The following is a 14,203-nucleotide window of genomic DNA, read 5'->3' as shown; positions in this document are numbered from 1 at the left end:
CAGCGGAGGCGGACGTGGTTCTTGGACGGACGTGGTTCTTCAAGGACGTGGTTCTTCGAAGGACGTGGTCCTCTAACGGAGGTAGACACGGCCGGGGTCGACATCGTCACGCAGGAGCCGCAGCTCCGCGGGCGTGGGAGGTGCCGTCGTCACGACCGTGTCGGCGGTTTCCAGCTCCCAGCCGGTCGCGGCCCGCACCTGCTCGACGGTGACCCCGGGATGCACGGCGACCAGCCGCAGCTCGTCGCCGACGCCCTCCCGGGCGAGAACGCCCAGTTCGGTGACGACCCGGGTGACGCCGACGCCCAGCGGGCGGATACCGTCCGCCAGCGCCCGTTCCGGGCCCGGCGTGGTGCAGAAGTCCAGGACGCCGACGAGGGAGCGCGGCGTATGGCGGCGCATCACGACGAACACCTCCCGGGCGTTCGCCATCACCTCGACGGCACCCCCGGAACCCGGCAGCCGAACCGTCGGGCGGTCCCAGTCCCCGATGACCGAGGTGTTGAGGTCGCCCCACCGGTCGATCTGCGCGGCCCCCAGGAAACCCACGTCGATGTGCCCGCCCTGGAGCACCGAGCCGAACAGGGTGGGCATGGACACCACGGCCTCCGCCCCCGTGATCAGGACGGCGTCCGCGATGGTCTCCGGCAGATGGGAGGGGTGCGCCCCGCAGACCCCGGACTCGTACACCACCTCGATGCCCGGCGCGACGGTCAGCGCCGCCAGCTCGACCGCCAGCGTCGGCAGCCCGATGCCCGCGAACACCGTGCGGCGCCCGGCCAGTTCACGCGAGGCGACGACCGACAGCAGCTCCGAGGAGGTCACGGACCGCGTGGGCTCCGGATGCTGCCCGCTCACAGCCGCCGCCCGTAGTCCACCGGCTCGCTCAGCGCCTCGCCGACCGCGAGCCCCGCCCAGTACTCCTCGCCCAGCTTCGCCACGTACTCCGCGTGATCGGCCGTTCCGTACACCCATTCCTCCAGCCACTCCCGCAGCCGCACCGGGTCCGCGCTGATCGCTGACCAGGCCCGGTAGAAGGCGTTGTCCCGGTCGTAGTAGCCCTGCGCGAACGAGGGATGCGCCCCGCGCGGGCAGACCACCACCGCGTCGACCGCGTGCGCCGGGATCAGCGTGCGGTTCGGGTCCGAGCGGATCACCTCGTCCGCGACCAGTTCCTCCACCACCACGACGGCCCGGTCCGCCGCGTACACCGCCTCGGCCTGGACACCGGTCAGGCCCCAGATCTGGGTGTTGCCCCGGCGGTCGGCGCGCTGCGCGTGGACGAACGTCACGTCCGGGTTGACCGGCGGCACCACGTAGATCTGCTCGGGGTCCTGCCCGTCCGGACCGGGATAGGGCGAGGTCACTTTGCGTATACCCGGGTTGACCGAGGGCAGGTCGCTGCCGCCGTACGAGCGCAGCGGATGGAACGGCAGCCGCTGCGCACCGGCGAGATACCGGCACACCATCCCGTAGTGGCTGTACTCCTCGAACGCCAGCGGCTCCGGATCGGCCCGCTCGATCCGCCGCCGCAGCTCACCGAGCGAACCGGCGGAGGAGTTGCCCACGAAGGACGAGACCAGCCGCGTGACACAGCCGGCCGCCAGCATCTGGTCCACCACGATGTCCGCCGTCATCCGTACGACGGTGAGCCCGCGCCGGCCCTGCCGGATGATCTCGTGGCCCGCGGCGGTCGGGATGAGGTGGGTGAACCCTTCCAGGCTCACGGTGTCCCCGTCGTGCACGAAGCGGGCGACGGCCTCCCGCAGGGACACGACCTTGCCGGCCGTCCGTTCCACAGCGCTCCCCGACGTCGGTGTACAGGTCGCCCCACCGTGCCAGGGGGCATTGATCGGTGTCCAATACCGAATTAGGCTCACATTGAGACGCGCACGATCTCACTCAGCCGGAAGAGTTGGGGGAGCCAGGGGAGGACCCGCATGGAACTGCGCCACCTGAAGGCCTTCCTCGCCGTGGCCGAGGAGCTGCACTTCGGCCGGGCCGCCAAGCGCCTCCAGATGGCACAACCGCCCCTGAGCCAGCAGATCCGGCAGCTGGAGAAGGAGCTCGGCGTCCAGCTCTTCCGCCGCAACACGCGCTCCGTCCGGCTCACCGGCGCGGGGGAGACCTTCCTCGAACCCGTACGGACCGTCCTCGACGACCTCGACACCGCAGTCCGGGCCGCCCGCTCGGCGGGCCGGGGCGAGTACGGCCGGGTGACCATCGGCTTCGCCGGAGCCTCCAGCCACGAGACGCTGCCCCGGCTCACCCGCGCCGTACGCGCCGCACACCCCGGGCTCGAACTGGTCATGACCGGCCAGACGTACGCCGACGTCGCGCTGTCCCGGGTCGCCGACGGCTCGCTCGACCTGGGCTTCGTCCGGCTGCCGGTGACCCGGCCCGGAGTCGACCACCGGGTGATCGACGAGGAGGAGCTGGTGTGTGCCCTGCCCTTCGACCACCCGCTCGCCCGGCACGAGGCGGTGCCGCTCGCCGAGCTGGCGGACGAACCGTTCGTCTCCTTCCCCGCCAACACCGGCTCCACCGTGCGCGACGCCATGACCGAGGCCTGCGAGAGCGCCGGGTTCACCCCGCGCGTCGTCCAGGAGGCCCCCGACTCGTACACGATCATGGCGCTCGTCGCCGCCGGCGTCGGCATCACCCTCACGGTCACCTCCGTGCGGCACATCCAGCAGAGCGGACTGGTCTACCGGCCCCTCGCCGGCCCGCCCATCCGCCTCCAGGCGGCCCTGGCCTGGCGCCCCGACAACCCCTCCGCCGCCCTGCACGCCGTGCTCGCCATCGCCCGGGACGCCCTGCCGACCCCCGTACACGGGCCGGACGGAGGACCGATTGAGACGCCGGCCCTCTCGATCGGGGGTGTATCCGGTATTGGACCGACTCAGCCGCCGGATGCGAAGGTCACCCCACCACCAGGGCGTGTCCCGCGGACCATCCGGTCCTGATCCGCCGGACACGACCTGGCGCCCCGCCCGTCGCCCCTGAAGGAAGGCCCGCCGTGCCGCTCGACGTCGTCATCTGCGAACCCCTGCGTACCCCCATCGGCCGCTTCGGCGGGGTCTTCGCCCAGCAGACCCCGGCCGCGCTGGCCGCACACGTCATCGCGGAGATCGTCGCCCGGACCGGCATCGACCCCGCCCGGGTCGACGAGGTGATCCTCGGCCACGCCTACCCGACCAGCGACGCCCCCGCCATCGGCCGGGTGGCCGCCCTGGACGCCGGACTGCCCGCCACGGTCACCGGCTCCCAGATCGACCGCCGCTGCGGCTCCGGGCTCCAGGCGGTGCTGGACGCGGCGATGCAGATCAGGGCCGGATTCAGCGACGTCGTGATCGCGGGAGGCGTCGACGTGATGAGCGCCGCCCCCTACTACACCCACGACGGCCGCTGGGGGATCAAGGGCCCCGGCCTCCAGCTCCACGACGCCCTCGCCCAAGGCCGCGTCACCGCCGGAGGCGTCAACCACCCGGTCCCCGGCGGCATGATCGAGACGGCGGAGAACCTGCGCCGGGAGTACGGCATCAGCCGTGCCGACCAGGACGCCCTGGCCCTGCGCTCCCAGCGGCGCGCCGCCCGCGCCGCCGCCGAGGGCCGCTACGACGCGGAGACCGCCCCCGTCACCGTACGCACCCGCAAGGGCGAAACGACCGTCACCGCCGACGAGCACCCCCGCCCCGACACCACCGCCGAACAACTCGCCGCCCTCCGGCCGGTGATGGCGAAGTCCGACCCGGACGCCACCGTCACCGCGGGCAACGCCAGCGGCCAGAACGACGCGGCCGCCGCCTGCCTGGTCACCAGCGCCGAGACCGCCGAACGCCTCGGCCTCACCCCGCTCGTCCGCCTCGTCTCCTGCGCCCGCGCCGGGGTCCCCGCCGCGACGATGGGCATCGCCCCCGTCGCCGCCACCCGTACCGCCCTCGACCGGGCGGGCCTCACCCTCGCCGACCTCGACCTGATCGAGCTGAACGAGGCGTTCGCCGCCCAGGTGCTCGCCTGCACAAGGGAGTTGGGCCTCGGCGACACCGACCACGAACAGCGGATCAACGTCAACGGCTCCGGCATCTCGCTGGGCCACCCGGTCGGCGCCACCGGAGCCCGCATCCTCGCCACCCTCTCCCGCGAACTCCACCGCCGCGAGGCCCGGTACGGCCTGGAGACGATGTGCATCGGCGGCGGCCAGGGCCTCGCGGCCATCTTCGAACGCATCGCGGGCTGACGGCGGTCAGCGCGCAACCGCCTCACCGGACGAGGGCCGTCCCCGGCCTCCCGGCTCCGCGGACTCCCCGGCCTCCCCGTAGAGGTAGTGCCACGTTCCCGGCCCTTCCCGCCGTCCCGCTCGCTCCCCGGGGCGCGCGGTGCCCCGGGCCCGTCGTTCCACCGCCGCGCCCGGAGTCCCGGGAGAACGGGGCACCGCGCACACAGAAGGTCCGGCCGGACAGTCCCCGCTGTCCGGCCGGACCTCGCTCTCCCGCAGGAGCTCTGTCAGTCCCGCGCGTTGCGCGTGCGGCGCATCAGCACCGCACCACCGAGCAGCAGCGCGGCGCTCGCGCCGGCGGCCAGGCCCAGGTCGGCGGCACCGGTTTCGGCCAGCTGCACGTCCGGGGTGTTGGACCCGGGCGTGCCGGAACCGGGAGTGTCCGAGCCAGGGGTGTCGGTACCGGGGGTGTCGACGGGCGGCTGGTCCACCGGCGGCTGGTCCACGGGCGGCTGGTTCACCGGGGGCTTGTCGACCGGGGGTTCGTCGACCGGGGGCTCGTCCACGGGCGGCTGGTCCACCGGGGGCTTGTCGACCGGGGGCTCGTCCACGGGCGGTTCGTCGACCGGCGGCTTGTCCACCGGCGGCTTGTCCACCGGCGGGTGGTTGTGCTTCGGGCCGTCGGCGTTCACGCACTTGTTGCCGAAGGCCGGGTTCAGCAGGGCGATCACATTGACGGTGTTGCCGCACACATTGACCGGGACGTGCACCGGCGCCTGAACGACGTTGCCCGAACCGACCCCCGGCGAACCGACGGCCGCCCCCTCGGCCGACGCGTCGGCGTGTGCGGTGCCGCCCACCGCCGCCAGGAGGCCCGATGCGGCCGCCATGACGATAATGCTTTTGTTCAAGACCTGTCGCATTACTTGCCCTTCCTTGGGACATTCGCGAGGACATCGCGTGGTGCTTCGCGCGCGGAGACGGGCAGCCATCGGCGGAGCCGCGGCCGCAGCCGTATCCCGCGGGAAGCCATGGTGAAAGTGGTGAAGACGTGCGCGCTGGACGACTGCCATAACGACTCGGGACCGAGCGGGAAACTTGGATGTGCGTGGAAAATGTGTAATCACCCGAACGGGTGGTGTCCGTTGATCTCGTGCCTCCCGGTGCGCAGAGCAAGAAAAAACGATTCGTCCCCAACTTGGTTGCTCTCTGCTGGTGTTGACCGCAAGGAAAAGTTCGCTCTTGATGTGTCGCATGTCAGCGTCGTCGGATCTCGTCCACCCGTTCGGGCGAAATGAGCCGGAGGGCCTGTGTGTAGCTTCTTCACGAACGAACGGGTGGTCGTACGCCCGCAGTTCGCGCTCATCCAGGGTTCGCTCAACAAGCCCTGCATCGCTCTGCCGGCCAAGGCGAACCTCGGTTCGCTCGTCGGCCTCGTGCCGGTCGCGGTCCAGGACGTCAACATCCTGTCCTCCCCGCAGAACCAGCAGTGCACCGAGAACTCCACCCAGGCCAAGGGTGACGAGGCTCTGTCGCACATCCTGGAGGACATCCCGATCCTCTCCGGCAACGGCGTCGGCAACAACTGACCCGCAGCCGCCCTACTCGGGCCCGAGTCCTCGGCGTTCCTCCACCGAGTGGCTCGGGCCCGTTGCTTTCCCGGGACGCGGGCACGGGTTTCCTCGCCCGCGTTTCTCCGCGGTGCGGCCCACCGTGCGTTGCGGCATTCGGGGGGATATCCGGGAATCCACCCTTCGAACGGTTCCGATCCCGGGCGCTCATCGTTACGTAGGACAGCGCCGGAGTCGCGAGCGATCAGGACCCGGCTCGGGCGGGCACGACAGTCGTGGCCGCACCGGACTCCGCCGAGGAAAGGGACGAAAAGTGAAGTACACCAAGGTTGCCGCAGTCGCCGCGGGCGCGCTCATGGCGATGGGCGCGGCCGCGCCGGCCATGGCCGACTCGGGTGCCGAGGCCGTTGCCGCGCACTCCCCGGGCGTGCTGTCGGGCAACATCCTCCAGCTCCCGATCCACATTCCGGTCAACCTCTGCGGCAACACCGTCAACGCGATCGGTGCGCTGAACCCGGCCTTCGGCAACACCTGCATCAACAAGTGACCCTCTGACCGGCCGGGCCGTGTGCCCGTAACCGGTGGGCCCCGGACGGCGGATGCCGTCCGGGGCCTTTTCGTGCGCTGCTTCTCGGACCGGATTCGTGCACCGCGCCGGAGAAAAGACGTCGCCTCACAGTTTCCCGAAAGCGGTCTGATCGTTGATCAGGGAGAAAGCGGCAGAAGTCACAGGTAAAGAAAGCTTGTGCGCGGCACGAAACGTGACCGAAGCAGACGCCGCGTGGAAGGGAACCAGAAAAAGTGAAGTACGCGAAGACCGCCGCCCTCGTTGTCGGTTCCGTGGCTGCCCTCGGAGCGGCCGCTCCCGCCTTCGCCGCTGCTACCCCCACGGCCCCCAACTTCAGCCTCGACAGCGGCCTCAACCAGCTGATGGCCAGTGCCCCGCAGGTCGTGGATCCGGTGGTGGACACGGTCGCCGAGACCACCGAGACGGTCTCGAAGGACGGCACGGTCGGCAAGCTGGCGGGCCAGGCAACCGGTGCGGCGGAGGGTGCCGCTCCGCTGCTCGGTGGGGTTCCCCTCGGCGGCTGACCGCTGCCTCACGACCCCGCAGTTCGCGCTCATCCAGGGTTCGCTCAACAAGCCCTGCATCGCTCTGCCGGCCAAGGCGAACCTCGGTTCGCTCGTCGGCCTCGTGCCGGTCGCCGTCCAGGACATCAACATCCTGTCCTCCCCGCAGAACCAGCAGTGCACCGAGAACTCCACCCAGGCCAAGGGTGACGAGGCTCTGTCGCACCTCCTGAACGACATCCCGATCCTCTCCGGCAACGGCGCCGGCAACAACTGAGACCCGGTGGCTCCGGTCCGTACCGCCTGACCCGCGTGGGGCCAGTCCATCCGTAAGGCGACCGTTCTTCGCCGGACCGGCCGGGCTGGCCCTTCGCCATGTGCCGGGGCCTCCGGCCGGGGCATCCCGTTGGACCGGATGCCGCAGCCCCGGCAGACGATCGGCGCCGGACCGGGTAGGGCCTCCGTATGGATCCGTACGACAGTCCGACCCCGCAGAGTGAAGAGCGGTGGCCCGCGCCGGGCGGCACGCCGATCTATGACCGGCTCGTCGCCGAGTGGCAGGCGGCCGGAGGCAGTCACCCCCTCGCAGAACCGCCCCAGGCCCCCGGCCCCCGTCGCGGCGGGGGATTCGTGCCGGCGGCGCGCACCTCGCACGAGGCCCCTGGGCCTGAAGCCCCTGGGTACTGAGGAGCGACGTCGACCTTGCGCCGTAACGAACCCATTTGAGTGGTACTGCGCAACCGATCAGGGGCGGTGGCAGTTGATCAGTACGTTCCACAACGGGACGCTCCGAAAGGTGAAGTTGATGAAGAAGATGATGGCCGGCGCTGCAGTGGCCGTGTCCCTGCTCGGTCTGTCCGCAGTCGCGGCTCCCACGGCCATGGCGATCGGCAACGACGGTGGCACCACCACCGTCAACGGCAACGGTGCCGAGTCGGAGATCGGCAACGCCGAGACCAAGGGTGACTGGAGCCCGCAGAACCAGCTCGTTCAGGGCACCCTGAACAAGCTCTGCGTCGGCATGCCGCTCAAGGCCAACGTCGGTTCGCTCGTCGGGGTCGTGCCGATCGCGGTCCAGGACATCAACGTTCTGTCCAACCCGCAGAACCAGCAGTGCACCGACAACTCCACGCAGGCCAAGGGCGACGAGCCGCTGTCGCACATCCTGGACGACATCCCGGTCCTCTCCGGCAACGGCGTCGGCAACAACTGACCTACCGGGCGCGGGCGGTCCCGAGATCACACTCCGGGCCGCCCGTCCTCGTTTTCGCGGCACGGCGGCACGGCCGCACAGGCGCACGGGCGCACGGGCGAGGCCCACCACTCCACGGGGGGTGGTGGGCCTCGTCGTGTGTGCGGGGAGGGGAGGCACCGCTCAGCCCAGGGAGCGGACCGGGAGCAGGCAGTGGGCGGCGGCGCGGACGACATCCTCGTCGGCGGCGAAGGCCCGCAACTGGTCCTCGCTGACCGGCTGCCCGGGAACCGCCTCCGGCCACGGGGTCGTGGCGAACATCCCGTACACCTGGCCCTGCGCCTGCGCGGCGGCCAGCCACTCGGCGGGGGCCGGGTACTGCGCGCTGAGGTGAGGCAACGTCAGAACGGCCCGCCCCGCCTGGACGAGGAGCTTCGCCTGGATGCCCGATGTCTCGGCCGCGTCCTGGATCGAGCCGCCGACGTGGAGGCCCGCGCGCTCCAGTGCGGCGCGCATCGCCTCGCGGCCGACTACCGGGCCGTCCTGTCCGTCGCCCAGCGAATAGGCGAGGAGGTAGGCGGTGTCCTGGTCGGCGTCGGGCTGCCGGCCGCTCCAGCCGATCAGGATCTGGGTGCCCAACTGGGCTTGTGTGAACGTGCCGGTGGAGGCCTGGGGTGTGGTCATGCTCGGCACCCTAACGGCCCCGGACCGGGGGCTATGCACGCGTATCACCCGATCGAGGGAGATCTGTGGGTAACTCCGGCGAACGTCTCGGTCGGGCGGCCCCTGGACGCCTCCATCGGAGGTGCGCGGAAAAGCTGTTGAGCCGCTCCCGGGGCCAGGCTAATGTGGCCACCGTCCGCACGCCGCAGTGACGCGTGGGGCACGGAGACCAGAGGAACCAGGAGGTGAGGACATTGATGACTGTCGTTGCGATGGGCACTGCCCACAACCGGAAGAGCATCGTCCTCATCCCCGTGGCCACCGGCTGACCCACGTCACTTCTTCCCGCGCCGAGCGCGCGTGCCGGGGCCACCCTGTGAAGGGTTTCCCTTGTCTTTCTCGTTTCTCTCCGCTCCTTCCTCCTCACACCCGCTGGCTCCGTACGGCTGGGACGAGGACTGGACGGCTGCTTTCTCCCCGTACGCCGCGCAGGGGTTCGTGCCGGGGCGGGTCGTGCGGGTGGACCGCGGCCAGTGCGACGTGATCACCGCCGACGGCCTCGTACGCGCCGACACCGCGTTCGTGGTGCCCCGTGACCCGATGCGGATCGTCTGCACCGGCGACTGGGTGGCGCTCGACGCGGACGGCGACCCGCTGTTCGTCCGTACGCTGCTGCCCCGCCGCACCGCTTTCGTCCGCTCCAGCTCCTCGGAACGCTCCGAGGGCCAGGTGCTGGCCACCAACATCGACCACATCGCCATCTGTGTCTCGCTCGCCGTCGAGCTGGACCTCGGCCGTCTGGAGCGCTTCCTCGCGCTCGCTCTGTCCAGCTCCGGCGGCGCCGCGCTGCTCGGCGACGGCCATGACACGGGCCACCGCCCTGAGCCGATCGTGCTGCTCACCAAGGCGGACCTGGTGCCCGACGCGGTCACCGTGTCCCACCTGGTCCAGGACGTCGAGGCGGTCGCCCCTGGCGTCCAGGTGCTGCCCGTCAGCTCCACCACGGGCGAGGGGCTCGACGTCCTCGGGGCCGTCGTCTCCGGCGGTACGAGCGTGCTGCTCGGCATCTCCGGTGCGGGCAAGTCCACCCTGGCCAACACCCTGCTCGGCATGGACGTGATGGAGGTGCGGGCCGCCCGTGACGTCGACGGCAAGGGCCGGCACACCACCACGACCCGCAACCTCCTGCTCCTGCCGCACGGGGGCGTCCTCATCGACACCCCCGGGCTCCGCGGCGTCGGCCTCTTCGACGCCGCGACCGGGGTCGGTGAGGTGTTCTCCGAGATCGAGGAGCTGGCCGGGCGGTGCCGGTTCCACGACTGCGCCCACGAGGCCGAACCGGGCTGCGCCGTGCTCGGGGCACTGGAGGCCGGGGTCCTGCCCGAGCGGCGGCTCGCCAGCTACCGCAAGCTGATCCGTGAGAACCAGCGGATCGCCGCCAAGACCGATGCCCGGATGCGCGCCGAGATCCTGCGGGACTGGAAGCGCAAGGGCGCGGAGGGGCGCGCGGCCATGCAGGCCAAGCGCGGCCGGGTGCGGTAGCCGGGGCGCACGGGCTGGACGTCCGAATTCCGCCGGTGCGGCGGCCCCGGCTGCCGCACACTGGACGGTGTGATGGACGAACGGACCAGGTACGAGGCGGTGAGCAGCCGCGACGCACGGTTCGACGGAGCGTTCTTCTTCGCCGTCGTGACCACCGGCATCTACTGCCGGCCGAGCTGCCCCGCCGTCACCCCCAAACGTGCCAACGTGCGCTTCTACCCCACCGCGGCGGCGGCCCAGGCGGGCGGCTTCCGGGCCTGCCGCCGCTGCCGTCCGGACGCCGTGCCCGGCTCCGCCGAGTGGAACGTCCGCGCGGACGTCGTCGGCCGGGCGATGCGGCTGATCGGCGACGGCGTCGTCGACCGCGAAGGCGTCCCCGGACTCGCCGGGCGACTCGGCTACAGCGCCCGGCAGGTCCAGCGCCAGCTCAACGCCGAGCTGGGCGCGGGACCCGTCGCGCTCGCCCGGGCTCAGCGCGCCCACACCGCCCGGGTGCTCCTCCAGACCACCGGTCTTCCGGTCACCGAGATCGCCTTCGCCGCCGGGTTCGCCAGTGTCCGGCAGTTCAACGACACCATCCGGCAGATCTACGCCCGGACCCCCAGCGCCCTGCGCACCGAGGCCGGTACGGGGCTCGGTGGCGGACGCCACGAGGGGATGCGGGCCGGGATCCCGCTGCGGCTCGCCCATCGGGGCCCGTACGCCACCGCAGCCCTGTTCGACCTGTTGGCCGCCGAGGCGGTCACCCGGATCGAGGAGCTGGCGGGCCCGCCCGGCCGGCGCACCTACCGGCGCACCTTGCGACTGCCGTACGGGACGGGGCTCGTCGCGGTCGACGAGGCCTCGCCCGGCGGCCCCTGGCTGGAGGCCCGGATCCAGCTCACCGACCTGCGCGATCTGACCACCGCCGTCCAGCGGGTCCGCCGGCTGTTCGACCTGGACGCCGATCCGTACGCCGTGGACGAGGCGCTGGGCGCCGACCCCCGGCTCGCCCCGCTGGTCACCGCCCGCCCCGGGCTGCGCTCGCCGGGCGCGGCCGACCCGGAGGAGGCCGCGGTGCGGACCCTGGTGGGGCGCGCGGACGCCGGGGAACTGGTCGAGCGGTACGGGAAGGCGCTGGACGTCCCGTGCGGCGGGCTCACCCATGTGTTCCCGGAGCCGGACGTGCTCGCCGGTTCCGCCGAGGACCCGGCGCTCGCGGCCCTGGCCGCCGCGCTCGCCGACGGCCGGCTGCGGCTGGACGCGGGGGCCGACCGGGACGAGGCGGAACGAACGCTGCTGACACTGCCAGGCATCGGCCGGAGCACCGCCGCGCTGATCCGGATGCGGGCGCTCGGCGATCCCGACGTGGACCCGTACGGAACGCCGGGCGCGGAGCGGTGGAGGCCGTGGCGCTCCTACGCCGTACGCCACCTGGAAGCGACGGGGGCGGCGGTCCCGGGCTGACTGATCCCACCGCCGAGGGCGCTCGCGTCAGGCCGGATCACCGTGTCGGGCGCGGACACCGTGTCGGGCCAGGACACCGCGTCGGGCTCGGATCACCGTGTCGGGCCAGGACACCATGTCGGGGCTCGGATCACCGCGTCACGCCCGGATCACCGTGTCAGGCCCACATCAGCGCGCCCAGCCAGGCGCCGGCCACCAGCAGGCAGCAGAACAGCTCCACCAGCACCGCGTAGCCCGTCGCCCGCATCACCGAGCGCACCGAGGCCCAGCCCGCGCCGCGACTGCCCAGCCGCAGCCGCTCCGCGCCGAAGATGGCCCCCACGTACCCGAGGATCCCGCCCACCACGGGCACCACGAAGAAGCCCACGATCCCCGCGACCCCGCCGATCATCAAGGTCCGGCGGGGCGCCCCCGACTCACCGGGCCGGCGCGGCGGCAGGAGCACTTTGAGGGCCTGGTTGAGCAGCATCAGAGCCGTCGCACCGATCAGGACGCCCCAGGCGGCCGGCGTCATGTCCGTCAGCGCCCACCACAGCACCGCCGCCCAGACGATCGCCTGACCCGGCACGCCCGGCACCAGCACCCCGACCAGACCCAGCAGCATGACCAGGCCCACGGCGACGAGCTGCCACACACTCATCTGACCAGCCTGCCGGAGAGTGCCCCGCTCCGCCCGTCAGCGCACCCAGGCGACCCCCGGCGACCCCTGGCGACCCCCGGCGACCCGCGGCGATGAGGCCTCGGGCCGATGCCGATGACGCCTCAGACCGGTTCGGTACGGGCCACCCAGCCACGCTCGTACGCATGCCAGCCCAGCTGGAGCCGCGTCGAGACCCCGGTCAGTTCCATCAGGCCCTTGACCCGGCGCTGCACGGTCCGAAGCCCCAGATCCAGCTGCTTGGCCACACTGGCGTCCGTCAGCCCCGCCAGCAGCAGCGACAGGATCTCCAGGTCCGTCGGATCCGGCCCGACCCCGTCCTCGCGCACCCCGCCGCCGCCCTCACCCAGCCGCAGCGGCATCGCCTCCCGCCACACCACCTCGAAAAGGCCCATCAGCGACTCCAGCAGACCGCTGGCGTGCACGACCAGGGCGGCGGGCTCCTCGCCGCGACCGGTCAGCGGGACCATCGCGAGGCTCCCGTCGGCGACCACCAGCTTCGTCGGCACCCGGTCCACCACCCGGCACTGCTCGTCCCGGCTCAGCGCCGCCGACAGCTCCAGGATCCCGAACGGCGTCGACAGCACCTCGCGCTCGACCACCACCCGGTAGCTCACCCCGCGCGAGGTCGCCCGCTCCTCGGACTCGTTCTCCATCCCGGTCACCGCGATCGGCTTGCCCGTCACCAGCGCACACACCTCGGACACCGCGCCCAGCTGCAGCTGGTGGAAGCGCTGCGCGACGGCGCCCGCCCCCGTCACCACCTCCACCAGATCGTGCACCGCCGGTTCGCTCGCCTCGGCCCGGTACTCCTCGGCCAGCAGCGCGGACGCCTGCTCCGCCTGCTCCAGCTCGTGCCGCTGCTGGATCAGCAGCGCGCCCAGCGCCACACCGGGCGGCGCCGCCACCCAGCGGCCCGGCCGGGCCGAGGACCGGGCGGCCAGGCCCTGCCGCTCCAGCCGTCGCAGCACGCGTTCGGCGTCCGCCTCGGACAGTGCCAGCCGGTGCGCGAGATCGGTGAGCTCGGCGGCCCCCGCCGCGACGAGCGCGCGGTACGCGGTTTCCTGTCTCTCGTCGAGACCTATCGCCCCCAGCATTCTCCGACCTCCCCGGATGTGGTGATCGCGCATCACGGCGCCCCTGCGGCGGGTCCCGGGTGGCGGGAAAGGGCCACGGCGTGAACCCGCCGCCCACATCATCCCCTGTACCTCTGGCACCTCTGCCACTGTGGCGCCACCGCAGCACCAACAGCCTCCGGGATGAGGCCTCTTGGGCTGTTTCGTTACGGATTGACCTGGGGGGAGCGATGCGCCCGATATCGCGTACGGCACTCGGAGCGGCGACCGCCGCCGTGCTCGCCGTGCTCGCCGTCCTCCCGCTGCTCTTCCCGCGCCACGACGTGCCGGAGGACGGGATGAAGACCGTGCCCGCTGAGAACGGCCGGAAGATCGGGCTCGGTGCGACCGGCCACGGCGGATACACTCCCGGCGAACTCACCGGCGCGAAGGTCTCCTTCAGACACGACGGCAGCGAGACCTGGCACACGGCCACCACCGCGCGGCAGTGCGGCCGCTGGACCGCCACCGTCGATCACGCGGACGCCGCCGGCAAGTCCGTCACGCTGCGCACGGAACTGACCGACGCGAACGGCAACTCCGTCGTCCGGACCGTCAACGACGCGTGCGCCGTGCGCTGAAGCGCTGGCCCGGAGGGCCGCTGAACCGGTGATCGACTGGGCATACGAACGGCTGAAACACCGACATGTCGATCATTCCGAACGGTCCGCCGGGCGTCCTTCCCGTGGAGGGTGGGGCCGCCCGGCGGACCTTGTTCACGGGCCG

15 protein-coding genes and 2 pseudogenes are annotated in these 14,203 nt (G+C 72.0%); 11 read left to right on the top strand and 6 right to left on the bottom strand.

All coding sequences use genetic code 11. From position 1 onward, the window contains the following. Positions 1-72: 72 nt before the first annotated feature. Together IG90_RS0131845 and IG90_RS0131840 are read right to left on the bottom strand one after the other, a co-directional pair. Positions 73-858: a CoA-transferase subunit beta gene (locus IG90_RS0131845; RefSeq protein WP_030592402.1), complete on the bottom strand. Its 786-nt coding sequence runs from the start codon at positions 856-858 to the stop codon at positions 73-75. Beyond that, entirely contained in the window at positions 855-1,799 is a 945-nt protein-coding gene (locus IG90_RS0131840; protein WP_030592399.1) for a CoA transferase subunit A, read from the bottom strand. Before IG90_RS0131840 ends, IG90_RS0131845 begins: the two co-directional genes overlap by 4 nt. Positions 1,800-1,940: 141 nt before the next feature. Here IG90_RS0131840 and IG90_RS0131835 point away from each other — a divergent pair, with 141 nt between their 5' ends. Both IG90_RS0131835 and IG90_RS0131830 read left to right on the top strand, forming a co-directional pair. Next, positions 1,941-2,966, top strand: coding sequence for a LysR family transcriptional regulator (locus tag IG90_RS0131835; protein ID WP_051860335.1), 1,026 nt, complete (start codon positions 1,941-1,943; stop codon positions 2,964-2,966). A 53-nt stretch (positions 2,967-3,019) separates the two neighbouring features. Further along, positions 3,020-4,240 (top strand): acetyl-CoA C-acetyltransferase, encoded by a 1,221-nt coding sequence (locus tag IG90_RS0131830; RefSeq protein WP_030592393.1) that lies wholly within the window; start codon positions 3,020-3,022, stop codon positions 4,238-4,240. A 266-nt stretch (positions 4,241-4,506) separates the two neighbouring features. Here IG90_RS0131830 and IG90_RS0131825 read toward each other — a convergent pair whose 3' ends face one another. Further along, complete coding sequence (locus IG90_RS0131825) at positions 4,507-5,142, bottom strand: chaplin (RefSeq protein ID WP_030592391.1); 636 nt, start codon at positions 5,140-5,142, stop codon at positions 4,507-4,509. A 426-nt stretch (positions 5,143-5,568) separates the two neighbouring features. On the opposite strand from IG90_RS0131825, the pseudogene IG90_RS39935 reads away from it, so the two are divergent. From IG90_RS39935 to IG90_RS0131800, 6 genes and pseudogenes are all read left to right on the top strand, one after another. Then, a pseudogene (locus IG90_RS39935) lies at positions 5,569-5,808 on the top strand (rodlin); the annotation flags it as partial. A gap of 295 nt (positions 5,809-6,103) precedes the next feature. Further along, positions 6,104-6,337 (top strand): chaplin, encoded by a 234-nt coding sequence (locus tag IG90_RS0131815; RefSeq protein WP_030592389.1) that lies wholly within the window; start codon positions 6,104-6,106, stop codon positions 6,335-6,337. A 254-nt stretch (positions 6,338-6,591) separates the two neighbouring features. Beyond that, complete coding sequence (locus tag IG90_RS0131810; protein ID WP_030592386.1) at positions 6,592-6,882, top strand: hypothetical protein; 291 nt, start codon at positions 6,592-6,594, stop codon at positions 6,880-6,882. Between the two features lie 13 nt (positions 6,883-6,895). Beyond that, a pseudogene (locus IG90_RS0131805) lies at positions 6,896-7,138 on the top strand (rodlin); the annotation flags it as partial. Between the two features lie 188 nt (positions 7,139-7,326). Next, entirely contained in the window at positions 7,327-7,548 is a 222-nt protein-coding gene (locus IG90_RS46280) for a hypothetical protein (protein ID WP_078585478.1), read from the top strand. 118 nt (positions 7,549-7,666) lie between these two features. After that, complete coding sequence (locus IG90_RS0131800; protein WP_030592380.1) at positions 7,667-8,074, top strand: rodlin; 408 nt, start codon at positions 7,667-7,669, stop codon at positions 8,072-8,074. Between the two features lie 162 nt (positions 8,075-8,236). Here the strand turns inward: IG90_RS0131800 and IG90_RS0131795 are convergent, their stop codons facing one another. Then, positions 8,237-8,737, bottom strand: coding sequence for a DUF5949 family protein (locus IG90_RS0131795; protein WP_030592377.1), 501 nt, complete (start codon positions 8,735-8,737; stop codon positions 8,237-8,239). 369 nt (positions 8,738-9,106) lie between these two features. Between IG90_RS0131795 and rsgA the strand changes: the two genes are divergently transcribed. Continuing rightward, on the top strand, positions 9,107-10,258 hold the full coding sequence (gene rsgA / locus IG90_RS0131785) for a ribosome small subunit-dependent GTPase A (RefSeq protein ID WP_030592374.1): 1,152 nt from the start codon (positions 9,107-9,109) through the stop codon (positions 10,256-10,258). 72 nt (positions 10,259-10,330) lie between these two features. Continuing rightward, positions 10,331-11,704 carry a DNA-3-methyladenine glycosylase 2 family protein gene (locus tag IG90_RS0131780; protein ID WP_030592372.1) on the top strand — a complete coding sequence of 458 codons (1,374 nt, stop codon included), beginning with the start codon at positions 10,331-10,333 and terminating at the stop codon, positions 11,702-11,704. Between the two features lie 157 nt (positions 11,705-11,861). Here IG90_RS0131780 and IG90_RS0131775 read toward each other — a convergent pair whose 3' ends face one another. Next, the gene (locus IG90_RS0131775) at positions 11,862-12,344 is read right to left on the bottom strand and encodes a DUF456 domain-containing protein (RefSeq protein WP_030592370.1); all 483 of its coding nucleotides are present in this window, start codon (positions 12,342-12,344) and stop codon (positions 11,862-11,864) included. Between the two features lie 122 nt (positions 12,345-12,466). After that, positions 12,467-13,459: a helix-turn-helix transcriptional regulator gene (locus IG90_RS0131770; RefSeq protein ID WP_030592368.1), complete on the bottom strand. Its 993-nt coding sequence runs from the start codon at positions 13,457-13,459 to the stop codon at positions 12,467-12,469. 209 nt (positions 13,460-13,668) lie between these two features. On the opposite strand from IG90_RS0131770, the gene IG90_RS0131765 reads away from it, so the two are divergent. Then, a complete protein-coding gene (locus tag IG90_RS0131765; RefSeq protein WP_030592366.1) occupies positions 13,669-14,058 on the top strand; it encodes a hypothetical protein in 390 nt (129 codons plus the stop codon). Positions 14,059-14,203: the final 145 nt, after the last annotated feature.

It is taken from the genome of Streptomyces anulatus, from assembly GCF_000721175.1.
Taxonomy (GTDB): Bacteria; Actinomycetota; Actinomycetes; order Streptomycetales; family Streptomycetaceae; genus Streptomyces; species Streptomyces anulatus_C.
The sequence above is the reverse complement of the archived record's forward strand: the minus strand, read 5'-3'. Positions and strand labels throughout refer to the sequence as shown.

What these genes read in the sequence shown, in the direction of transcription:
- IG90_RS0131835 (WP_051860335.1), top strand. Translation starts at nt 1,941, where the DNA reads ATGGAACTGCGCCACCTGAAGGCCTTCCTCGCCGTGGCCGAGGAGCTG.
- IG90_RS0131825 (WP_030592391.1), bottom strand. Translation starts at nt 5,142, where the DNA reads ATGCGACAGGTCTTGAACAAAAGCATTATCGTCATGGCGGCCGCATCG.
- IG90_RS46280 (WP_078585478.1), top strand. Translation starts at nt 7,327, where the DNA reads ATGGATCCGTACGACAGTCCGACCCCGCAGAGTGAAGAGCGGTGGCCC.
- IG90_RS0131800 (WP_030592380.1), top strand. Translation starts at nt 7,667, where the DNA reads ATGAAGAAGATGATGGCCGGCGCTGCAGTGGCCGTGTCCCTGCTCGGT.
- IG90_RS0131795 (WP_030592377.1), bottom strand. Translation starts at nt 8,737, where the DNA reads ATGACCACACCCCAGGCCTCCACCGGCACGTTCACACAAGCCCAGTTG.
- IG90_RS0131780 (WP_030592372.1), top strand. Translation starts at nt 10,331, where the DNA reads ATGGACGAACGGACCAGGTACGAGGCGGTGAGCAGCCGCGACGCACGG.
- IG90_RS0131775 (WP_030592370.1), bottom strand. Translation starts at nt 12,344, where the DNA reads ATGAGTGTGTGGCAGCTCGTCGCCGTGGGCCTGGTCATGCTGCTGGGT.
- IG90_RS0131770 (WP_030592368.1), bottom strand. Translation starts at nt 13,459, where the DNA reads ATGCTGGGGGCGATAGGTCTCGACGAGAGACAGGAAACCGCGTACCGC.
- IG90_RS0131765 (WP_030592366.1), top strand. Translation starts at nt 13,669, where the DNA reads ATGCGCCCGATATCGCGTACGGCACTCGGAGCGGCGACCGCCGCCGTG.